At 32.6% G+C, this 20,388-nt stretch carries 18 protein-coding genes; 6 read left to right on the top strand and 12 right to left on the bottom strand.

The window, feature by feature from the left end:
* Positions 1-120: 120 nt before the first annotated feature.
* Both RMO83_RS03080 and RMO83_RS03075 read left to right on the top strand, forming a co-directional pair.
* Positions 121-804: an ATP-binding cassette domain-containing protein gene (locus RMO83_RS03080; protein WP_310558207.1), complete on the top strand. Its 684-nt coding sequence runs from the start codon at positions 121-123 to the stop codon at positions 802-804.
* A complete protein-coding gene (locus RMO83_RS03075; RefSeq protein ID WP_310558206.1) occupies positions 804-1,706 on the top strand; it encodes a glycosyltransferase in 903 nt (300 codons plus the stop codon). The genes RMO83_RS03080 and RMO83_RS03075 overlap by 1 nt, the downstream gene beginning before the upstream one ends.
* Here the strand turns inward: RMO83_RS03075 and RMO83_RS03070 are convergent.
* From RMO83_RS03070 to RMO83_RS03060, 3 genes are read right to left on the bottom strand one after another with little or no spacing between them, the layout of a single operon-like run.
* Positions 1,692-2,783, bottom strand: a complete 1,092-nt coding sequence (locus tag RMO83_RS03070; RefSeq protein WP_310558205.1) for a glycosyltransferase family 4 protein — start codon at positions 2,781-2,783, stop codon at positions 1,692-1,694. The genes RMO83_RS03075 and RMO83_RS03070 overlap by 15 nt on opposite strands.
* Positions 2,780-3,178, bottom strand: coding sequence for an FdtA/QdtA family cupin domain-containing protein (locus RMO83_RS03065; RefSeq protein ID WP_310558204.1), 399 nt, complete (start codon positions 3,176-3,178; stop codon positions 2,780-2,782). Before RMO83_RS03065 ends, RMO83_RS03070 begins: the two co-directional genes overlap by 4 nt.
* 5 nt (positions 3,179-3,183) lie before the next feature.
* Positions 3,184-4,008 carry a glycosyltransferase gene (locus RMO83_RS03060; RefSeq protein ID WP_310558203.1) on the bottom strand — a complete coding sequence of 275 codons (825 nt, stop codon included), beginning with the start codon at positions 4,006-4,008 and terminating at the stop codon, positions 3,184-3,186.
* 44 nt (positions 4,009-4,052) lie between these two features.
* Between RMO83_RS03060 and RMO83_RS03055 the strand changes: the two genes are divergently transcribed.
* Both RMO83_RS03055 and RMO83_RS03050 read left to right on the top strand, forming a co-directional pair.
* Positions 4,053-5,213, top strand: a complete 1,161-nt coding sequence (locus RMO83_RS03055; protein ID WP_310558201.1) for a glycosyltransferase — start codon at positions 4,053-4,055, stop codon at positions 5,211-5,213.
* A 479-nt stretch (positions 5,214-5,692) separates the two neighbouring features.
* Positions 5,693-6,376, top strand: coding sequence for a hypothetical protein (locus tag RMO83_RS03050; RefSeq protein ID WP_310558200.1), 684 nt, complete (start codon positions 5,693-5,695; stop codon positions 6,374-6,376).
* A gap of 216 nt (positions 6,377-6,592) precedes the next feature.
* Here RMO83_RS03050 and RMO83_RS03045 read toward each other — a convergent pair whose 3' ends face one another.
* From RMO83_RS03045 to RMO83_RS03010, 8 genes are all read right to left on the bottom strand, one after another.
* The gene (locus RMO83_RS03045) at positions 6,593-8,671 is read right to left on the bottom strand and encodes a S8 family serine peptidase (protein ID WP_310558198.1); all 2,079 of its coding nucleotides are present in this window, start codon (positions 8,669-8,671) and stop codon (positions 6,593-6,595) included.
* Positions 8,672-8,675: 4 nt separating this feature from the next.
* The gene (locus tag RMO83_RS03040; protein ID WP_310558197.1) at positions 8,676-9,791 is read right to left on the bottom strand and encodes a hypothetical protein; all 1,116 of its coding nucleotides are present in this window, start codon (positions 9,789-9,791) and stop codon (positions 8,676-8,678) included.
* A 153-nt stretch (positions 9,792-9,944) separates the two neighbouring features.
* Positions 9,945-10,997, bottom strand: coding sequence for a glycosyltransferase family 2 protein (locus RMO83_RS03035; RefSeq protein WP_310558196.1), 1,053 nt, complete (start codon positions 10,995-10,997; stop codon positions 9,945-9,947).
* Positions 10,997-12,283: an O-antigen translocase gene (locus RMO83_RS03030; protein ID WP_310558219.1), complete on the bottom strand. Its 1,287-nt coding sequence runs from the start codon at positions 12,281-12,283 to the stop codon at positions 10,997-10,999. The genes RMO83_RS03035 and RMO83_RS03030 overlap by 1 nt, the downstream gene beginning before the upstream one ends.
* A gap of 7 nt (positions 12,284-12,290) precedes the next feature.
* Positions 12,291-13,466 carry a DegT/DnrJ/EryC1/StrS family aminotransferase gene (locus RMO83_RS03025; RefSeq protein ID WP_310558195.1) on the bottom strand — a complete coding sequence of 392 codons (1,176 nt, stop codon included), beginning with the start codon at positions 13,464-13,466 and terminating at the stop codon, positions 12,291-12,293.
* Positions 13,463-14,497 carry a PDDEXK nuclease domain-containing protein gene (locus tag RMO83_RS03020; RefSeq protein WP_310558194.1) on the bottom strand — a complete coding sequence of 345 codons (1,035 nt, stop codon included), beginning with the start codon at positions 14,495-14,497 and terminating at the stop codon, positions 13,463-13,465. Before RMO83_RS03020 ends, RMO83_RS03025 begins: the two co-directional genes overlap by 4 nt.
* Before the next feature lie 4 nt (positions 14,498-14,501).
* Positions 14,502-15,680 carry a PDDEXK nuclease domain-containing protein gene (locus RMO83_RS03015; protein WP_310558193.1) on the bottom strand — a complete coding sequence of 393 codons (1,179 nt, stop codon included), beginning with the start codon at positions 15,678-15,680 and terminating at the stop codon, positions 14,502-14,504.
* Positions 15,681-15,691: 11 nt separating this feature from the next.
* Positions 15,692-16,669, bottom strand: a complete 978-nt coding sequence (locus RMO83_RS03010) for a GNAT family N-acetyltransferase (RefSeq protein WP_310558192.1) — start codon at positions 16,667-16,669, stop codon at positions 15,692-15,694.
* A 142-nt stretch (positions 16,670-16,811) separates the two neighbouring features.
* Between RMO83_RS03010 and RMO83_RS03005 the strand changes: the two genes are divergently transcribed.
* Positions 16,812-18,611 (top strand): gliding motility-associated C-terminal domain-containing protein, encoded by a 1,800-nt coding sequence (locus RMO83_RS03005; RefSeq protein WP_310558191.1) that lies wholly within the window; start codon positions 16,812-16,814, stop codon positions 18,609-18,611.
* Between the two features lie 11 nt (positions 18,612-18,622).
* On the opposite strand, the gene RMO83_RS03000 is transcribed toward RMO83_RS03005, so the two are convergent.
* Positions 18,623-19,366, bottom strand: a complete 744-nt coding sequence (locus RMO83_RS03000) for an RDD family protein (protein ID WP_310558190.1) — start codon at positions 19,364-19,366, stop codon at positions 18,623-18,625.
* A 20-nt stretch (positions 19,367-19,386) separates the two neighbouring features.
* Between RMO83_RS03000 and RMO83_RS02995 the strand changes: the two genes are divergently transcribed.
* Positions 19,387-20,352 (top strand): stage II sporulation protein M, encoded by a 966-nt coding sequence (locus RMO83_RS02995; RefSeq protein ID WP_310558189.1) that lies wholly within the window; start codon positions 19,387-19,389, stop codon positions 20,350-20,352.
* The last annotated feature ends 36 nt before the right edge of the window (positions 20,353-20,388 follow it).

Below are 20,388 nucleotides of genomic sequence, written 5' to 3'. Positions count from 1 at the left end.
CGTGTAAAATTTTTGTCATACTTAATAGTTATGATTTCAGAAATCTTTCGCATTAGCGGAGAATTTATTTTGAATACATTCGTTATCTTGCTACTTTTACCAAATAAAATAATTTGTCTTATGTCACAACCTGTATTGTCTTTAAAAAATGTTACCATCGTTCAAGGTGAAAAAACCATTTTAACAAATGTAAATCTTGAGGTAAATCAAGGGGAATTCATTTACGTTATTGGAAAAACAGGAACTGGAAAAAGCAGTTTTATGAAAACTTTGTATGCCGATTTGCCGTTGGCTGAAGGCGAAGGAACGATTATGGATTTTGATTTGGCTACTTTAAAAGAAGCTGAAATTCCGTTTTTGAGAAGAAAGATTGGTTTTGTTTTTCAAGATTTTCAGTTATTGCCAGATCGAAACGTGAAAGACAATTTACATTTTGTACTAAAAGCCACAGGCTGGAAAGATGAAACTGAAATTCAGAACAAAATTGATGAAGTTTTAGATAAAGTTAATGTAAAAGACTATGCTAATAAAATGCCACATCAACTCTCAGGTGGCGAGCAACAACGGGTGGCAATTGCCAGAGCTTTACTCAATAATCCAGAAATAATTCTTGCCGATGAACCGACAGGAAATCTAGATCCACAAACTAGTGTTGAAGTTCTCGAAGTTTTGAAAAAAATTAACACCACCGGAAAAACTATTATAATGGCAACTCACGACTATGCTTTGCTGATGAAATTCCCGTCTAAAACATTGAAATGTGAAGATATGAGCCTTTTTGAAGTGATTCAAAAAACGGTGTAATGCTGTCTATACTCATTCCTGGCTATAATTATAATGTAGTTGCTTTGGTTTTGGAGTTACAAAAACAATGTTTGGAATGCAACATCAATTTTGAAATTCTTGTGTTTGATGATGGTTCGAAACTATTTCTTGACGAAAATCAGAAGATAAATAGTTTGGAAAAGTGCAGTTTTAAAGTATTAGAAAAAAATATTGGACGAAGTGCTATTCGAAATCTATTGGCAAAAAAAACAAAATTCGACAGTTTACTTTTTCTTGACGCTGACACCATTCCTATTCACAATAATTTCATCAAAAACTACATTTCACAAATAAATGAAGACGAGAAAATTGTTTATGGCGGGATACAATATCAAAAAGGAAAACCCAATAAAAGTAAGGTTTTACGGTGGAAATATGGCAATTCAAGAGAAGCACTTTCTGTTGAAAAACGCCAACAAAACCCCTATCTGTCATTGTTGACCTTAAATTTTTTGATTCACAAAAACATTTTTGCAACGGTTTGTTTCAACGAAACTATTCCCAATTTAAGGCACGAAGACACGTTGTTTTCGTATAACTTAATGCAGCAAAAAATTAAAATTATACACATTGAAAACCCGGTTTTTCATTTAGGATTAGACGCTTTTGAAGTGGCTATAAAAAAAGAAAACGAATCACTTTTGGGTTTAAAATACCTCATTGATCGCGAATTATTGCCTTCAGATTATGTTCGGCTTTCTGAAATTGCGGCGAAAATTGATAAAATGAAACTCAATTTTGTTTTTGCTTTATTTTATAAGATAACAATGCCGCTTTTTCTGAAAAATCTATCCAGCAACAATCCCTCATTATTTATTTTTGATTTGTATCGCTTGGGGAATTTGTGTAATTTATATAGCAAGCACTCAATTACCCGTTAGTTCTTCAAAGAGTGATTTCCATTGTAGCATTATAGTATCTATTTGATACGCTTTACTGCTTTTTTGAGCCTCATTACCCATCTGAACTCTAAAATTCTCATCCTCGATAAGCAATTCTATTTTTTCAACAAATGAATCCAGATTTCCATCTTCCACAAGAAATCCATTTTTGTTATTTGTGATAATGGATCGTGGTCCACAAGGGCAATCGTAAGCGACAACGGGCACTCCCAGCGCCATTGCTTCAATAAGAACCATACCAAAACCTTCATATCGCGATGTCATCGCTAGTATTGAAGCTTCAAGATATTTATCGTTAATATTTTTTACAGGCTCAAAAAAAGTAACCTTATGAGCAATGTTCAAAGCAATTGCCAATTTTTGTAATTCTTGATTTTCAGTGGATTTTCCATATATTTCTAGACTCCAATCGGGATGGTTTACAATGACTTTTTGCCAAATTTGCAACATTCTATCCAGTCCCTTTTCATAAGAATGACGACCTACTACAATTACTTTTTTAGATTTTAAATGAGCGGCATCTGAGGTTTTAAACCATAGAGAATTAGGAATTACCACGCCATTGCGTACCTTCCATTCCTTCAAACTCTCTTTAGACAAGGCTACAAACTTGGTAAACCTATTGGCAGCAAACGCTTTGAATGCTACTTTCAATTTTGATCCAAAAAAAGAATTTGCTTGCTCATTTTCTTCTATATATTTTGAACCGTGGCACTCAAAAATAACAGGAGTTTTTGTTTTTAAAATAAAAGGAATACCATACGCTTTTAAACCATTGTCACAAATTAGTATTAGATCTGGACGTACTGTATTTACTGCATTTTTTAACGCTTTTACATACTGCAAAAAAAAGGAAACTACATTGCCTTTCAAGATCATATCGTGTAGTACAATCTTTTCATTAAAGGTAAAAAACAGTGGATTATTCCCCTCGTTTTGGGTAAGAATATGAACTTCATAACCAAAATTTTCTACTAAATAGTTCGCCTTTACCGAAAGTATTCGGGCGACTCCTCCTTCATTGTTTATTTCTGGAACGATATACAGAATTTTCATTTTTTAGACTCTAAAAATTCATCGTAATCCCGAATGTAATCCGCTTCGTCGAAAACATCGGATGCTATTACGAGACAAACGGCTCCTGAAGAAAAATTTTGCAATTCGCGCCAAATCCCCGTTCCTATGGGAAAACCCATATTAGGTTTATTCAAAAGAATGGTTCTTTTTTCGAGTCCATCGTCAAGAACCACTTCAAAACTACCGCTCAAAGCAATTAAGATTTCGTGCTGATTGATGTGCGAATGACCACCTCTAAAAGCGGTACTCGGAACATCAAAAAGATAGTAAATTCGTTTGAATTCAAATGGCAAAACATCATTTTGTATGAACGCTAAATTGCCGCGAACATCTTCTACAACAGGAAAATTTATGAATTGAATATCCGTTAGCATTCCTTTTAATTTTTTAATTTATAATAATCCTTTTTTCCCTGATTTGCCTTTTGTATTGCACCAACAACCTGATTAAATTGTAGCTTTTTTTGTTTCAAATCAAAAAAGATCTTTGCGACTACGCCCACAAAATAGTTGATATTGATAACTCTAGCCAAAAATGCACCTTGAATGTAATACCGTTCCGAAACATTGACTTTATCATTAGAAGATATTTCAGGATGTATGGCGATGCTACTTGGAACAAAAGCAATTTGATCAATTTTATATTTTATATCGGATAAAAAAATAGCCTCTTCACCCATCTCAAACTTACTTCCAAGACCGAAATTTTCATCAAATTTAACTCCAATTTTGTCCATAACAGACTTGTTTAAGCTTATTTCTATAGATAAAACATTGAATAATTCTATCAAACTCAGATTCATTTTTGCGTTTGGCAAATACTTTTTAAACAACAAACCATTAGGTTTTTCGATGCAAAAACTAATCACAGCTTTGTTCCCATATTGATTATGTGCTTGAACAATTGTTGTGTCAAAATCTTTTTTATAGACTACATCATCATCGGCAATTAAAACAATTTTGCCAATAGTGTTTTTTAAAGCCAGATTTCTACTACGTGATAAGCCTTTTTCAAAGGAATTAACAACCCGCACTGATGGAAATTGGGAAACCAAAAGATTAGATTCCTGCGTTTGATTAAGTATTAAAATTGACAATTCAGAAAAATGACAAAAAGGAAACATCGGAATCAAAAAATCCAAGGTGCTTCTATTCATTGTCGAAACCACAATTTCTAAATCTTCTTTTTTAAATTTTTCTTCCAATTTGTTCCTACATTTGTACAAATATATACAAAACATTGCTGTAAATGAAAATACTATTGGTTGGCGAATACAGTAGATTGCACAATTCATTAAAAGAAGGACTAATTGCCTTAGGGCACGAAGTTACTATTATTGCATCAGGAGATCATTTCAAAAAATACAATGTCGATTATTCATTATATCCTGCTTTTACCTCCGACTTTTGGTTGACACGAAAAGCTAAAAATTTACTTTTTACACTAACCAAAATAGATTTAGAAAAAACAGAGCGAGCGTTGCGATTCTATTGCTTCCTGCCGAACTTAAAAGAGTATAATCACATACAACTCATCAATTCGGATCCGATAGAAACCTACCCTTTTGCCTCCCGATTCTTACTCAACAAACTCTTCAATCAAAACAAAAAAGTAAGCCTATTAATTTGTGGGGAAGAAACTCCAATAATAGAGTATCTTTTGAAAAAGGAAATGAAATACTCCATCTTAAGTCCTTTATTTGAAGATGCAACATTAAAAAAGAACTACCATTATACCTTAAAATACGTTCGACCACAGTATAGAAAATCCTTCAATTTTATAAAAGAAAAAGCGGCAACATTAATCACCTCTGATTTAGATTATAAAATTCCGATGGATGCAATGGGTCACGATTCGCAATTTATCCCAAACCCAATCAACACCGATAAAATCAAATTCGAACCACTAAAAATCGAGGATAAAATCATCATTTTTCTGGGGATCAACGAAGGTAGTGCCGTTAAAAAAGGAAGTGCTTTTTTTGAAAAAGCATTAGCAATTATCCAACAAAAATATCCCAATCAAGTGGAAACCATTGTTACCAGAAGCATTCCTTACAACCAATATATTGAGGCGTACAACAAAGCCCATATTTTGCTAGATCAAGTCTATGGTTACGACCAAGGCTACAATGCGCTAGAAGCTATGGCAAAAGGAAAAGTCGTTTTTACAGGTGCCGAACATGAATTTTACACTCATTATAATTTAACTGAAAAAGTGGCTATCAATGCCTTACCCTATGTCGATTATTTAGTTCACCAATTGTCTTTCTTGATAGAAAATCCCGAGGAAATCATCGCTATCGGTAAACGAGCCAAAGCCTTTGTTGAGAAGGAACATCATTATCTTAAAATTGCTGAAAAGTATTTAGCCGTGTGGAAAAATACTGTACAAATAACTAAAAAATAAAAATGCAGATAATGTACTACTGTACACGACTATAAAATAAAAAAAAATAGACAGTGTACTACTATACACTACACTAAAATAAAAAAATATAAGTAGTGTACTACTATATATTATACTAAAATAATAAAAAATAGGCAGTGTACTACTGCACATTATACTAAAATAAAAAAATAGAGGCACTGTACTACTGTACACAACTATTAAATAAAAAAATAAATAAACGTTACATTAGTTTTAATGTATAAATGATACAATATTGACTGAACATTAATTATTGTAACACCATTATCGTTGTATTACAACAATGCCCTGACTTGATAGAGAAAACGCATCATTTTTGTATTACTCTTAATAACTACTTACTGTATAGTGTTTTATTAAAAAAAATACGTGTAAATTAATACAACTAAAAAAAATATTTTTTACTTTTACTAAACATAAGTAAACAAGCAACACACTATTAACCAAAAACAAAAAAAATGGCAGACGAAACCACCCCCCAAACTGAAAAATCCAAACCAAGAACAAAAGGCAATGTACCAGCAGCTGATGCTAATTTTGGCACTGTAATAACTGATGTAGCCACAAAATGGACGGCTAGCCCGAAGATTACATTAATATGGACAACTCCAGCAAAATTTTCGATAGCAGCAACCTCTTATAACCAAGAATTGAGCAAACGTAATGATGTAGGGCGTTCAAGACCCCAAATTACCCTTAGGCTCAAACAACTCGATGCCAGTATTGATAGCTCCTTGACGTATGTAAAAGGATATTTATTAGAATTGTATAAAGACGCAGCCACCAGTTATTATGCATCATTTGGAATTGAGCATCAAACCAACAAATATATTTTTCCAAGAGATAGAAACAAACGTGCAGAATCCTTGAGACTAATGGTTACCGCCATCAATGCTAACGGTTTGGGTGCTAAAGAATTTGGCACTGCTTTTTGGACAGGAATTAAAGCGGAATACGACACTTTATTAGGCAAAGCAATTACTACCGACGGAGCGGTCGCTACTAAAGTAAGCAGTAAAAATGAATTGAAAAAAGAACTGCAAAAAACCTTAAACAGTTTGATAAAAGTACTTCAAGGAAACTATCCTGATACCTACAAAGCCGAATTGCGCAGTTGGGGCTTTCAAAAAGAAAAGTATTAGTACTAAAAGTTGGGGTGTCTGTTAGAATATTATAGACAACCATTTATAAAAGGATTGCAATAAAAATGGGGTAGAATACCCCATTTTTTTATGGCTAATATTTAAAAAAATAGACATTGTAGAGTAAAAGAAAAATATTCAAAAAGTATTTTTTTTTCTTAAACACAAACAAAGAGGCTATTGCCTCTTTGTTATAAATGCATTATACAAGCAAGACTATTCTTTTATAAACTTTATGGTTTCGCTATAATTGTCTCCTTGTAGTTGTATTAAATATAAACCCGCTGGTAAGTTGGGTAGATTTACTTTCGTTGTGGCTGTTTTTATACTAGATTTATAAACATTTCTGCCTAGGGTATCATAGATACCAACTTCAATTTCGTTTTTGTTTTCAAAACCGAAATCGATGGTAAATATTCCTTTGTTTGGATTTGGGTAAAGAACTGTTTTAGATACATTACCATCTTGATTTTTAGTTTTAGGTGTTTGAGCTCTTTTTTGAAAAACAACCGGACTACAATTAAGACTCAAGTCACTCTTTAATTTCAAATCAATTGAACCTAATGAATTTGGAACAAAATCAGAATTGGCAGCTATTTCAATAACGTTTCTGGCGGTAAAAGAAGCGGTGCAATTTTCTTTAAAAATTACATTTTTAATTGTCAGTTTATTGTTAATCCTTGATAAAGAAAAATTAAATCTATTAAAAATATGATTCTCAATAATTGAATTTCCATTCGGCTTGATCATCTCATCAACAAATTTGACAGCATTGCCAATTTCTAATTTTCCCGCTCCAATAAGACCATTAAAGGCAGTATTTATTGGCATTTGTTCAATGTCTTTTGCAGTCAATTTTAAGATATTTTCAATTTCATTAGGACGCAAACACTCATCAAGTGACAACATTAATCCAATCGTTCCTGTTACCATAGGAGCTGCATAAGATGTACCACTTTTATACAATTCAGTATTTTGTGTGTAACGATAATAATCAAAAACTGAATAACCTGTTGCTAATAAATCTACTTTGTCATTTAATGTGTGCATATAAACTAAACCTGTGGATGAACCCGGTCCAGGGTTGCCATTGCTAGTTAAACCAATTGGATTCAAAGGGTCTAAATTACTAATATTTGGCGAAACTGAATCTTCAAGATCAATGTGAATGGGATACGAATACAAATTTGATAAACAGCAATATGAAGGCAGATTATTGTTTAAAGGTAGGATAATAGGATATTTATGATTTATTGATGAAACGGATATAACATTGTCATAAGAGGCAGGGAATATATACAAAATACCTGCTACTGTTGGTCGAACAGTTGGAGTAGCTATTTCAGCATTAAATGATGTTGCAGTAGAAAATGATGTGTAATTACCCGCCGCAGCTACTAAAGTAACTTTATAGTTATTGACCAAATCATTAATAACTGCCTGTTCAATAGGATCACCAGTTGAACTATTAGTATAATAAATGCTCCACCAACTCATGTTGATTACTCTAGCCCCTGCTTTAGCCATTTTGTATAAATTAGAATACATTGCAACAACTTCTCCATTTACTAACCTACCTTCACCGATAAAAGAGCTTCCTTCAACTATATCGCAATCCATACATACTCCAACCGAACCATGAGCATTATTTCCTCGTGCTGCTGCCAAAGCTGCTACTGAAGTACCATGTGAGCCACCATATTGATCAGGAAGAACACTATTTGATAAGTACGGCGGCGTTTGACTAGTTATTATAACCTTGCCATACAAATCAGGTAAATCATACTTTATTCTACTGTCAGAAATACCAACTTTTATCGTTGAGTTTCCTTTTGTAATATCCCAAGCGGCTGGTGCATTTAAATAATCCAAATCTTTTCTAGACACGTTAGCTCCTAAATTAGGAACGGTGCTGGTCGTCCCATAATCATTTGGCTGGTACAAAAAACCTATTTTCCTATCGGTGATGTCAGAACTAGATTTAAAGTTCTCTTTGCAAGTTATTAATAAATCACTCACCATTTCTTTATCTGTTGTTTTTAGAACGTATATTTTGAGGAGATTTTTATCAATCGCATCAGGAAATGCTTGCTCGTAAGCCAATACATTGTATTTTGAAAAAACTTTTTTTTGTTTTAAGTCATTTCCTTCGTAGGTTAATTTGTTGTTGATTTTTTTAAAAGTAGGCGCGCTACTAATATCACTCATCTCAATGTAATAGGTATATGATTTTGAAACCTGTCCATAAGTGCAACTTATGAAGAAGGTAAGACAAATTATATAAAATTTTTTCATTTTTTTATTTTTTAATTTGTTCTTTTAACAGTTGCATTTCTTTATTCATTTCTATCATGTAAAGTGTTAATTCTTCCACTTTTTGTAAAAGCAATTTGTTCATTTCTCCCAATTCTATGCCTTTTGCTTCTACTTCTTTTGCAGAAGGAATATCCTTTAGATGTCCATTTTTCTTGATATGATTTTCAACATCCTTTAATGTTGGCAGTTTGTAGTTTTTCTCAAAAACAAAATCTGCCCAAGTGGTATAAACCTTAACTCTATCGGCTCTAATAGCTCCTTTTACCGAGAGCCTGTAAGTATCCATCCCATCGGTAAAAGATGTAGTCCCTATACCTATAAATGAATTGGCTTTTGGCAATGTCATGGTAACATTGTCATTACCATCTTCATACACTTTCATTACCTCTTGTTGACTTTTATTTAAAATAATCATTTGAGTATTCCCACCAGTTTCAGCTATAAACCGATAACGACCAAAATTATTTCGGTCTTCAATGCCTAAAAACACAGTTGGTTTTGCGTCTATATTCGATTGAGGAAAATCAAAAAAATTAAGCATTCTTGTATTAACAAAACCTGGACCTGTGCCTATTATACTCCCTGCTGTTAAAACATCGCATTTTTCATTCCTGTCCATCCAATCAGTAAATACAGAGCCAGTAGGCAATGATTTCGAAAATAGACCTTGTGTTGCTTTTACTGTACCATTAACATCCAACGTAGCTTTAGGATCTGCTGTGCCAATACCGACATTACCTCCTAGCGGGTTTAGCGCAATAGGGTACGCCTGATTAAAACTGGTTGTTGTATGCTTAGCTTGCAATGAAGTAGTGAAAGGTGCTGTTGAAGAAGTTGAAATAGCCACCTGTACAGTTCCAGATGTTCTAAAATTTGCCGTCGCAGTCGAATTAGCAGCTAAGCTAACTACACCAGTATTCCCAATTACATCGAGCTTTCCAGAAGGTGCAGCGTTGCCAATGCCCACATTAGTATTCGTTGTCGGCGAATTTGCCAATACATTTGCAGCGCCCCCAGTACTGGTGCTAATTTGCGCAGTTGCCGTAATGGCATTTAAAAACAATACTCCTAAGAGTACAACTTGTGTTGATTTTTTCATTTTTCTTATTTTAAGAGGTTAATTCTTGTAAAAATAGAAAAAAGAAAATGAATTTAACAAGTTTTTTAACAATAAATTATAACTAAATTGTTAAGAAAAGTCGCTAGTATATGTAAGGGTAACTATGAACAAATCATTTGTAGCACATTGGTACTAGGAACATCCTTTAATTGTATTGCTTTTTGAATAAGTTTTTGCTGTAATTTTGAATACTATGTCTATTTTGCACACTAACAATAATATAATAAACCTCAACTTTAAATTTAGTATTGCAAAACAAAGATTAGAAAAATAAAAAGAGGGGGTAAAATGTTTCTGTTTGAAATCGGTTAGATATTGTGCTATTTCAGTTCTATCTGAAGGAGAATCAAAATGGTATAATTGACAAATGGATGTTAACTGCAAATGCCTGAGAAGCAAAGCAAACTGCACATTGATAATGCTGTTTTTATCAAAATTATTATCTTCAAGCACGTGGTACAAACGAAATGCCGAATTTAAAGTATAAAAGTTTTTCTTCGAAAAAGTTTTAGTTATTGCCTGAGGATTATCTTGGCGGTAAAAGAAAGTCCCTTCACAAAAAACTACCTTATTGCTTTTTAAATACAATTTACGAGTCATAAAGTCATCACTATCAAAGGCATCTTCAGGAAAAAATTCTTCAATTATCAAACTCGATTTTAGTAATGCAAAACCGTGAATTTCCCAATTTAAAGAGGCTTCAAAGGCATTTCTACCCGTTAAAACAACATTTCTATTTCCATTAAAACCAATTGTTTTTTTATTGTTTTGTCTGTTTTCAAAATAATACTCCATATCTGGAAGTATGGCATCAGCATTGGTCTCCTGTTGTTTCGCCACCATTTTTTCGATAAGATCAATCGAAAAAATATCATCTTGAGAGGTATAAAAAACAAAATCCCCTTTTATTTTAGGAATAATATAGTTCCACGAAACAGAAACCATTCCGCCGTTTTCTTTTACAAAAACTTTAAATCTATTGTCTTCCTTTGCAAATTTATCTAGTATAATTTTGCTCTCATCGGTAGAGGAATCATCTACTAACAAGACTTCAATATTATAATAAGTTTGATTTTTTATTGATGATAATGTCTCGTTTAGGTATTTTTCACCATTAAAAACAGGAACAAAAATTGTTATCAACAAACTAGGAGAAATACTTGAATTTATTATTGGGTTCATCATTAAAAACGAGTGGGTTTTAAAAAGAAATCTTTTCTGAAATAGAGCATTAGTATAACTAAATATACAAAATTTTCTAATGCTTGTGCAATAACAACCCCATATAATCCGAGGGTTTTTATAAAAAATACGCTAAAGAAATACAACGACAAGAAAGATATTAATTCAAAACAAATATAGGGTAACATTTGTTTCTTGGCTAATAATTGAAATCCCAAAATCATTCCAGCAACTTTCAAAACATCTCCAATTAATTGCCAAAAAAATAATTCAGTAACTGGTAAAAAAGCGGTTGTAAACAATAATTTTACGATGATGAATCGGCAAAAATAGACTAGAATAGTTCCCAAAATAAAAACTGGAAAAATATTTCTATAAAAACTCCAAATTACGTTTCTACTATCGGATATTGCTTTTGCTTTTATAAGTCTAGGATAAAAATAAATACTCACTATCGTACTTATAAACACTAAATAAATATTGGCAATTCTAGAAATAGCTTCCCATAATCCCCCTGATTCGATTCCCGCGGTTTCTATTAGAAAATTTCTTATTTGTAGATTAAAAAACGGACTCAAAATAGCCGAAGGCAAAATCATTAAGGAAAAGGTAAACAAGTTTTTAAAAATTTTGAAATCATATTTTTTAAAGCTTAACCTTTTAAAAACAAGTGATTCTTTAGGTAAAAAATAGGCATTTACAAAAACTAAAATAACTGGAATTAACGCAATTGAAATCAATGCACCAACTGTTTTGTACTGATAAATAAGTACTAACGACTGCACTAAAACCAATACATTACTGATAATATTGGCAAGAATCACTTTTTGATATTCGCCTAGTCCATTAATAATTGATATAAATAAAACTGATATAGTATTCCAAGGCAAAACAATAGCAACAACCTTAATTATTATGGAATATTTTAGATCATTTCCAAATATTTCAAAAGATAAATAATCCGAAAAGGAAAAAATGAGGATACTTAAAATAAATGCAATTAACAAAAAACTCAGCAATACGGTAGAAATTATTTTTTCTATTTCCTTTTTGTCCTCTTCATTTTCACCAATATATTTGACGATTCCCGAAGAAAAAGACAAAGTAGAAACGCCTTCTAAACCAGCCATAAAATTCCGAAAATTCCCAATCAAAGCCATTCCACTTGGACCAACAAAAACAGCTATAAATTTAGACATCACCAGCCCAATTGCCATTTTTATTAAGACACTTACACTATTTAAAGAAGTGATTTTAAATAGGTTGGTTTGGATAATTTTTTTAATCAATTCCAACTTAGTATTTATTTAAAATTGAAACAATAAAACTAACCTCATCCATTGTTAAGACTGGACTAATTGGCAAACTAAACACTTCTTTATGAATCTTTTCCGTAATAGGAAAAGACAAATGATTCCATCCCGAAGTCTCGGGACTAAAAGCTTTTTGCTGATGCGGCGGAATGGGATAATGTATTATGGTTTGAACTCCGTTATCTAATAAATACTGTCGTAAATGGTCTCTGTTTTTAGTTCGAATGACAAACAAATGAAAAACGTGAGATTGCATTGCTTCTTCCCTCGCAACTCCTCGCAATGACAAAGTTGGTAAAATAATTTTATCGTTTTTTATTTCGTTAAAATAGCGTTTGGCAATCCCTTTTCGGATAGTATTATCGGCATCTAAATGAGGTAATTTCACATTTAAGAAAGCGGCTTGAATTTCATCTAGTCTTGAATTTACACCGATATATTCATTCTTATATTTTTCTTCAGAACCATAATTACGTAATGAATGTATGACTTTTGCCAAGTCAAAATCATTTGTAGTAACTGCTCCTCCATCGCCCAAAGCACCAAGGTTTTTTCCCGGATAAAAACTATACGCAATAGCATTGTGATTTGCGACTTGTGGTTCGTAATTTTCAGCATCTAACTGCTCACTATCGACTGAACACTGAACACTTCTTCCTGCTCCGTGAGCTTGAGCTGCATCTTCTACAACAATTAAATTATTTTGAATAGCAATTTCATTTATTTTTACCATTTCAGCTAATTGTCCGTATAAATGAACCACTAGAATTGCCTTAGTTTTGGAAGTGATTTTTTCTGAAATCAAATCGGGATTGAGATTGTACGTTTCTAACTTTGGTTCGACCAAAACTGGCACCAAATCGGCTTCTAAAATAGCCAGAATACTAGCAATATAAGTATTCGCTGGAACAATAACTTCGTCTCCTTTTTGTAATTTTCCTAGTTGAATGTAGCCTTTGAAAATCAAAACCAAAGCATCAAAACCATTACCAACACCAATGCAGTATTTTGCTTGGCAATAATTCGCGAAATTAGTTTCAAACGCAGCTACTTCATTACCCAAAATATACCAGCCGCTTTCTAAAACCGACTTCAATTTTTCTTGAAAAGCGGTTTCATAAGGAGCGTTTATTTTTTTTAAATCGAGGAATTTTATCATTTTAATTTTTTAATATAATGAGTAATGCTTTCTACTTTATCGACAAATTCTTGATTTGACGGAAAAAAGGCACTTATGTTTTTAGGCAGTTCTTTGTTTAAAGTATAAGTGGCAATACCTATTGGTTTATTAATATCTTGTAAGGCAAACTCGACAGTAGTTCTGTTTTTAGATTTGCAAATAATAACTCCAATACTTGGGTTTTCGTGGTCTTTTTTAACCAATTTATTTAATGTCGATAGATAAAAATTCATTTTACCAGCCATCTCGGGTTTAAATTCGTCAATTTTTAAATCTATCGCGACCAAACATTGAAGCTCTCTATGAAAAAGCAACAAGTCTATTTCATAAAATTTATCGTCATATTTTATTGCAAATTGATTACCAATAAAAGAAAAATCACCTCCCAATTCAATTAAAAAATTTCGGATATTTGATAAAATTGCTTGCTCTAATTGAGCTTCAGAATAAGGTTCTGATAAATTTAAAAAATCAAAAGTATATTCGTCTTTGATTATCAAATCAGCATTTTTAGCTGCCTGAACCTCCAAAGTTTCAGAAAAATTTGTTTGATTTAAAAGCGTATTATGGTAATAATTGTTGTCAATTGCATTAATTAATAAGGTTTTTGACCACTGAAATTTTTTGGTCATATTGATGTAATAAAACCTTTCGTGTTCGTCCTTGCATTTCTCTAAGATTAGGATATTATGTGTCCAAGGAATTTCTGCAACCAATGGTTGCAGAATTAGAGCGCTGGTGTAATACTGCTCATATAAATTTCGCATATACCACAAATTACGAGCAGAAAATCCATTAATACCTATGAATTCTTTTTGCAATTCGGTGGCTAAAACCTCAACAATCCCTTTGCCCCAGCCATATTGCTGTTGCCTTTCGAGAATTGTTTTGCCAATATTCCAATACAATTGTATTTGCTCTGTATTTACTTTTTGTAAAGCACGATATTGGGCCGATTTTATTTGATTTTTTACTTCCTGAACAAAATGAATGTGGTTTAACTCTAGCATTTTTTTAGTTGTATTTCAATTCATTCTCAATAAACTGTATCAATTGTTCTTTTTGAGGCAATTGCACTAGATATTTGCTTACAAATAGTTTTTCTTCCATTCCTGCCAATGCATATTCGACCATTTTGTTTCCTTTTTCGGTGCAAAGCAAAATTCCGATAGTCGGATTGTCATCCATTTGTTTGACTTGATCGTTATAATATCCCACATAACTGTTAAGTTGCGACAGGTGTTCGTGTTTGAATTTATCCACTTTCAATGCAATAAGAATATGGCATTTTAGCAATCTATGATAAAAAACCAAATCCACAAAACAATATTCATCATCAATCAATATTCTTTTCTGACGGGCTTCGAAACAAAAACCATTACCGAGTTCGATTATAAATTTTTCGAGATGATTGGTTAGTGCTTCTTCAAGTTGGTTTTCTTCAACCAGATGAGCGTTTGGTAAATTTAGAAAATCAAAAAAGTAAATTGATTTGATAGCATCATCTGTAGTTTCAGGAATTATTTTATTTTTTAATGCTGCGAATGCCAAATCAGTATTTCCCGCCAAACCAACTCTTTCATATGTTAATGTGGCTATTTGTCGTTCTAAATCCCGAACCGAAAGGGTGTTTTTTATAACTGATAATTCGTAGAATTTGCGTTTGGTAGGTTCTTTTATTTTTATTAATTCTACAAAATGGGTGTATGAAATTTGTGTGAAAATTTGAGTATAATAGGTTTCGTCTTCTTCAATTCCAGTATTTTGCAATTCGGGGGTCGCTGACCTCCATTTTTGCTTTTCTGATTTTTGGGTCAGTGACCCAAGAATCTCTAATTCCAATTCTTGGGTCACTGACCCAAAAATTTTATTTGAAGTAATTTTATTTTTAATTTTATCGTATGCAGGTAAAAAATTTAAAAAATCAATAAACAAAGAGTAGGTATTAAAAAACTGTCTGCAACGAGAAAGTTCAGGTGCAGAAAGCCCTTTTATTTTAAGACTATTCGCCAATTCTTTTAACAATTTCGCCCCATATTGGGCTCTATCTTCTCCGTTTTGTTCAAACTCTACAATATAATATCCTATGAGCCAATTTCGCAAGGTGATGTTACTATTCACCGCTTTTACGGCACTTTGCTGCAAAGTTTGGTGCGTTTCGTCTATACTAGAAATTAAACTTTTGTATTGCATACAGGTGAAATTTATTTTAAAACATTTTCAAGTTTGGTGAAATTGACGGTTTCCACTTCATAAAAATCCTGAACAATCGTACTCGCTCCAAAACTTTCTTTCCAATACGACAAGCCCTCATTGAGCTTGCGCCCTTGATTTTCATTGGAAATTCCAAAATCGAAGAAACGTTTGTTTTTGAAAACATCTGAAATCAAATATTGAAATAATAAATCCAATCCCCCCAATTCGTTTTTGTCTTCTTTACCAGAAATATATTGACAATGAGCCACAGTATCACTTTCAAAAATGGTCGTTCCAGCCACGATAATTCCGTTTTGATATACATTAAATTGTCGGACATTTTCTGGAAATAAGGCTTTCAATTTTGTGATTTCTTGTATACTATGAACGGGTTTTACTTGGTGTTTTTGGGCTAAATTGGGGATTAATATTTCATTCCAAAAAGTTTCAAAATCATCCACTTCTTTTATCTTAAAATTATTAGAAATTCCTTTTTGAATGCTCCTTTTTCTGAGTTTTGACAAACTATTGTGCTGCGACAAAGCCAAAACCGATAAAGTATCTCTTCGTGTCAATTGGGCTTTCGCCAAAAACAAAGCATAATTCAATTCTTCGGCTGGCTTTTGATGATAAATAGAGGGAAGTAATTTAATTTGTAATTTCTCTATTTTATTCTCATTCATAAACGATAAAATAGTTTTAAAAATATCAATTACAGAAGCCAATTTTTGTTTTTCATTATAAACCAATCCCCCATAAGTCAAACCTTGATGCGAAAATACTTCATCCCCAACTACATTTGCGGGAAGGACAGCCACCCATTTTTCACCATCCAAAACAATCAAAGAATAATCTTGAAATCTGTCGGAATGATATTCCATAAAATCACGATGAAATAAGAAAGTAGCATTTTTGGCGTTCCCTATAAAGGTGTTCCAATTCTTGTAATCACTTTTTTGATATCGTTGAACAGAATAATTTTTCACTAGTATGGTTTAGAATTTGTGAAATTAAGCATTTTTTATTTATATTTTAAAAAGGAAAAAACAAATTCGCTAATTAACAATTGCTGTACGAATTAATAGTAAAACCTTTGTAACTTTGACATTGAATCCCTTTTGTTTATGTATGAAACAATATTTTCAAAAAATAATTATCGGATTTAGTGTCCTAATTCCCAACTCCTTTTTCGGACAAGACATTTCGTTACTCCAACAATTTAACGGAAGATATGATTTTGTTTTTTTAGGAAACACCTTAAACCCATCTGAAAATTCATTTCAAACATTCCCTTCTGTTTATACTTCCTCTTCGGCAGTATTAAATTTAGATCCAAATGATGTTATAGAAAAAGCTTATTTATATTGGGCTGGCTGCGGAACTGGAGATTTTGATGTAAAATTAAACGGGCAAACTATAAATCCCGACAGAACTTTTAAATATCAAAGACTAGCGCCGAATTTAGTATTTGATTATTTCAGTGCTTTTAAAGACATAACCACATTAATTCAATCGTCAGGAAATGGCACCTATACTTTATCCGACTTTGATGTGTCACCGTTTATAGAAGACCATTTTTTGAATAAGACCAATTTTGCTGGTTGGGCTATCATTGTTGTTTACGAAAACAAAAAAACACCGTTAAATCAAGTGAACATTTATGACGGTTTACAAGCGGTTCCAAACGAAATAAACATCACTTTAAATAGTTTGAATGTTATTGATAATATAGATTCCAAAATTGGTTTCCTTGCCTGGGAAGGAGATTCCGGAATAGCCGTCAATGAAACCTTACGAATAAATGGAAATCTAATTAGCAATCCGCCTTTAAATCCGGCAAATAATGCCTTTAACGGAACCAATAGTTTTACTCAAGCAAGTGATTTGTACAATATGGATTTGGATGTTTACCCTATCCAAAATAACATTAAAATTGGCGATACTTCAGCTCAGATTCAGCTGACTTCAGGACAAGATTTCGTTATGATCAATGCCGTTGTAACCAAATTAAATAGTCCATTGCCCGATGCAGAAATTACATTCGATACCGAATTAGAATGCAATTCTCGTACTGTAATTGCGCATTACACCGTTTCTAATGATAACGGCATTTATCCGCTACCAGCTGAAACACCAATTGCAGTTTATGCAAATACTGTTTTGATACAAAAGACCAAAACGGTTGATGCTATTCCAATAAATGGCAATGAAGGTAATTCTATAGTAGTACTTATTCCGAATACTATTCCTGATAGTTTTGAATTGAAATTTGTTGTTGATGATGATGGAACTGGCACTGGAATGGTGACCGAAATCAATGAAGGCAATAATACATTTTCAAAAAATATAACTTTAGCTGTTTCAGGGAAATTAATTCCTTTAGAAACCCTAATTTCTTGCAATTTAGGATTAAGCAAAGGTGTTTTCGATTTTTCTGATTATGAAGATATCGTAAAGTTAAATTCAACGGATAATGTAACTTTTTACCCGACAATAAATGACTTAGAAAATGGAACTAACGCTATTTTGAATACCGCTAATTATACTGCTGAAAGCACTCCAATGACAATTTTTGTAAAAGTTGACAATGGAATTTGTTTCAACAAAACCTCTTTTTTGTTGACCACAAAAAATTGTCCACCGAGAATTTACAACTTTGTTTCGGCAAATAACGATACAAAAAATGATAGCTTCTTTATTGAAGGATTGCGAGATGTTTTTTTGAACTTTCATTTGTCTATTTACAACCGTTGGGGAACTTTAATCTGGACAGGCAACAATAATTCGCCAGATTGGGATGGCAGTGCAACTAAAGGTTTATTAAACAATCATTCAGGAGTTCCTTCGGGAACCTACTATTATTTGCTTGACCTGAATGACCAAAATTACCCAAAACCGCTTGCCGGTTATTTATTTTTAACGCGATAAACTACAAAACTTTACATGTTTTGCGTGTAAAAATTGTAATCCTTCAGAATAGTTTTTATAAAATCAATTTGAAAGCCTGACTGATTTTTTATCCCAGTGACATTTTCAATTTTTTTGGTCAATTTATCAATGGTATCAAAGTCGTTTTTCATTTCGGCAACCAGAAAAGTGTCCTTTATAATTCGCATGTCATTGTCCGAAAGTTTAATTACCAAAGGATAAATAGGCAAATACGCATCTCCAATTTCTTCGAGAATTGTACTATTGATTGTGATATTATTTTTCAATGTGATAACAGCAGTTCCCGCAGCCACATCGCCCATTCGCTGAGTTTTGCTATTGACTATCATGGCTACTAATCCTATTAATCCACCCATCAAATTGTTTTCGACAATCCTGAAAAGCCAACGAATCAGGTAATCGCCAAAACTCGCTTGATAACCGTCAATTTTTACAACTTTTATTTTTAATAATTTTTTTCCAATGGTTTGTCCCTCAAAAATACTTTCTAGCGTGACAGAATAAATTACTATAGGAAAGAAAAAAAATAAAATCACAGACATTCTTGACCACATATCGACGTTGCTTACAAGGTCACCAATTCCCATCAAATAAAAAAAGACGTACCCAACAACGATCGCATACGCAATCTTAATAAAGAAATCCAACAAACTTGCACCCATTCTTTCACCTACTGAAGCGGCTTTAAAATTTATTGTAACATTTTGTGTTGTACTTATAGATAATTCTGACATATTTCTTATTTTAGCACTCGATGAGAGAAATTGCATTTATAAAAACCAATAAAGAAAAATGGCTTGAGTTTGAGCAAGCTATTTTTGGTAAAGCTAAAAAAAATCCTGATGAAATGGCAAATTTATACATTCAATTGATGAATGATTTGTCCTACGCTCAAACGTATTATGCCAAAAGCAAAACAGTTGTTTATCTAAACTATTTAGCCTCACAAATTTATCAAAAAATTTACAAGACCAAACGAACCGAAAGCAATCGATTAAAGTATTTCTTCAAAACCGAAGTGCCGATAATCCTTTATGACTATCGCAGGTATTTGATTTATGCTTTTGTGCTTTTTTTTGCCACTGTTGCTATCGGAGCCATTTCTGCCCGATACGATGCCGATTTCGTTCGATTAATACTTGGCGACGGTTATGTCAATGAAACTTTAGAGAACATAAAAGCAGGAAATCCGGTGGCTATTTATAAATCGGGAAGCAATTGGGGTAGTTTTATTGGCATCACGTTCAATAATTTGAAAGTTGGAATGATGTGCTACATTTTTGGGATTTTTGGTGGCATTGGCACTTTTTACATTTCCTTGCAAAACGCTATTATGTTAGGTTCTTTCCAATATTTTTTCTTTCAACAAGGTGTTTTTTGGAAAAGCGTTCGAGGTATTTGGATTCACGGAGCGATGGAGATTTTTGGCATCGTGATCGAAACCGCAGCGGGTTATATTTTGGGTGCTTCCATCCTATTTCCCAAAACCTATTCGAGAATTAATTCGTTTAAAATTGGTTTCAAAAACAGTTTCAAAATATTCTTGAGCACTGTTCCTTTTACTATTGCAGCAGGCTTTCTCGAAGGTTTCATTACCAGATATTCTATTGATATGCCCAATTGGCTGAGCAGTTTCATCATTTTATTTACTTTGGCGATAATCTCTTATTATTACCTGATTTATCCTTTTATTGTTCATAGAAAAACAGTATCTATGTAGCGATTTAAAAATAAATTTTCAGGCACAATGCCATTT

The sequence above is a fragment of the Flavobacterium sp. genome (assembly GCF_031423415.1).
GTDB lineage: Bacteria > Bacteroidota > Bacteroidia > Flavobacteriales > Flavobacteriaceae > Flavobacterium.
This window is presented reverse-complemented; position numbering and strand designations above follow the sequence as displayed.

Excerpts from the sequence above, each read along its gene's own strand:
- RMO83_RS03040 (WP_310558197.1), bottom strand. The coding sequence starts at position 9,791 with ATGAAAAAATCAACACAAGTTGTACTCTTAGGAGTATTGTTTTTAAAT.
- RMO83_RS03075 (WP_310558206.1), top strand. The coding sequence starts at position 804 with ATGCTGTCTATACTCATTCCTGGCTATAATTATAATGTAGTTGCTTTG.
- RMO83_RS03080 (WP_310558207.1), top strand. The coding sequence starts at position 121 with ATGTCACAACCTGTATTGTCTTTAAAAAATGTTACCATCGTTCAAGGT.
- RMO83_RS03015 (WP_310558193.1), bottom strand. The coding sequence starts at position 15,680 with ATGCAATACAAAAGTTTAATTTCTAGTATAGACGAAACGCACCAAACT.
- RMO83_RS03050 (WP_310558200.1), top strand. The coding sequence starts at position 5,693 with ATGGCAGACGAAACCACCCCCCAAACTGAAAAATCCAAACCAAGAACA.
- RMO83_RS03055 (WP_310558201.1), top strand. The coding sequence starts at position 4,053 with ATGAAAATACTATTGGTTGGCGAATACAGTAGATTGCACAATTCATTA.
- RMO83_RS03020 (WP_310558194.1), bottom strand. The coding sequence starts at position 14,497 with ATGCTAGAGTTAAACCACATTCATTTTGTTCAGGAAGTAAAAAATCAA.
- RMO83_RS02995 (WP_310558189.1), top strand. The coding sequence starts at position 19,387 with ATGAGAGAAATTGCATTTATAAAAACCAATAAAGAAAAATGGCTTGAG.
- RMO83_RS03035 (WP_310558196.1), bottom strand. The coding sequence starts at position 10,997 with ATGATGAACCCAATAATAAATTCAAGTATTTCTCCTAGTTTGTTGATA.
- RMO83_RS03005 (WP_310558191.1), top strand. The coding sequence starts at position 16,812 with ATGAAACAATATTTTCAAAAAATAATTATCGGATTTAGTGTCCTAATT.
- RMO83_RS03070 (WP_310558205.1), bottom strand. The coding sequence starts at position 2,783 with ATGAAAATTCTGTATATCGTTCCAGAAATAAACAATGAAGGAGGAGTC.
- RMO83_RS03045 (WP_310558198.1), bottom strand. The coding sequence starts at position 8,671 with ATGAAAAAATTTTATATAATTTGTCTTACCTTCTTCATAAGTTGCACT.
- RMO83_RS03000 (WP_310558190.1), bottom strand. The coding sequence starts at position 19,366 with ATGTCAGAATTATCTATAAGTACAACACAAAATGTTACAATAAATTTT.
- RMO83_RS03065 (WP_310558204.1), bottom strand. The coding sequence starts at position 3,178 with ATGCTAACGGATATTCAATTCATAAATTTTCCTGTTGTAGAAGATGTT.
- RMO83_RS03025 (WP_310558195.1), bottom strand. The coding sequence starts at position 13,466 with ATGATAAAATTCCTCGATTTAAAAAAAATAAACGCTCCTTATGAAACC.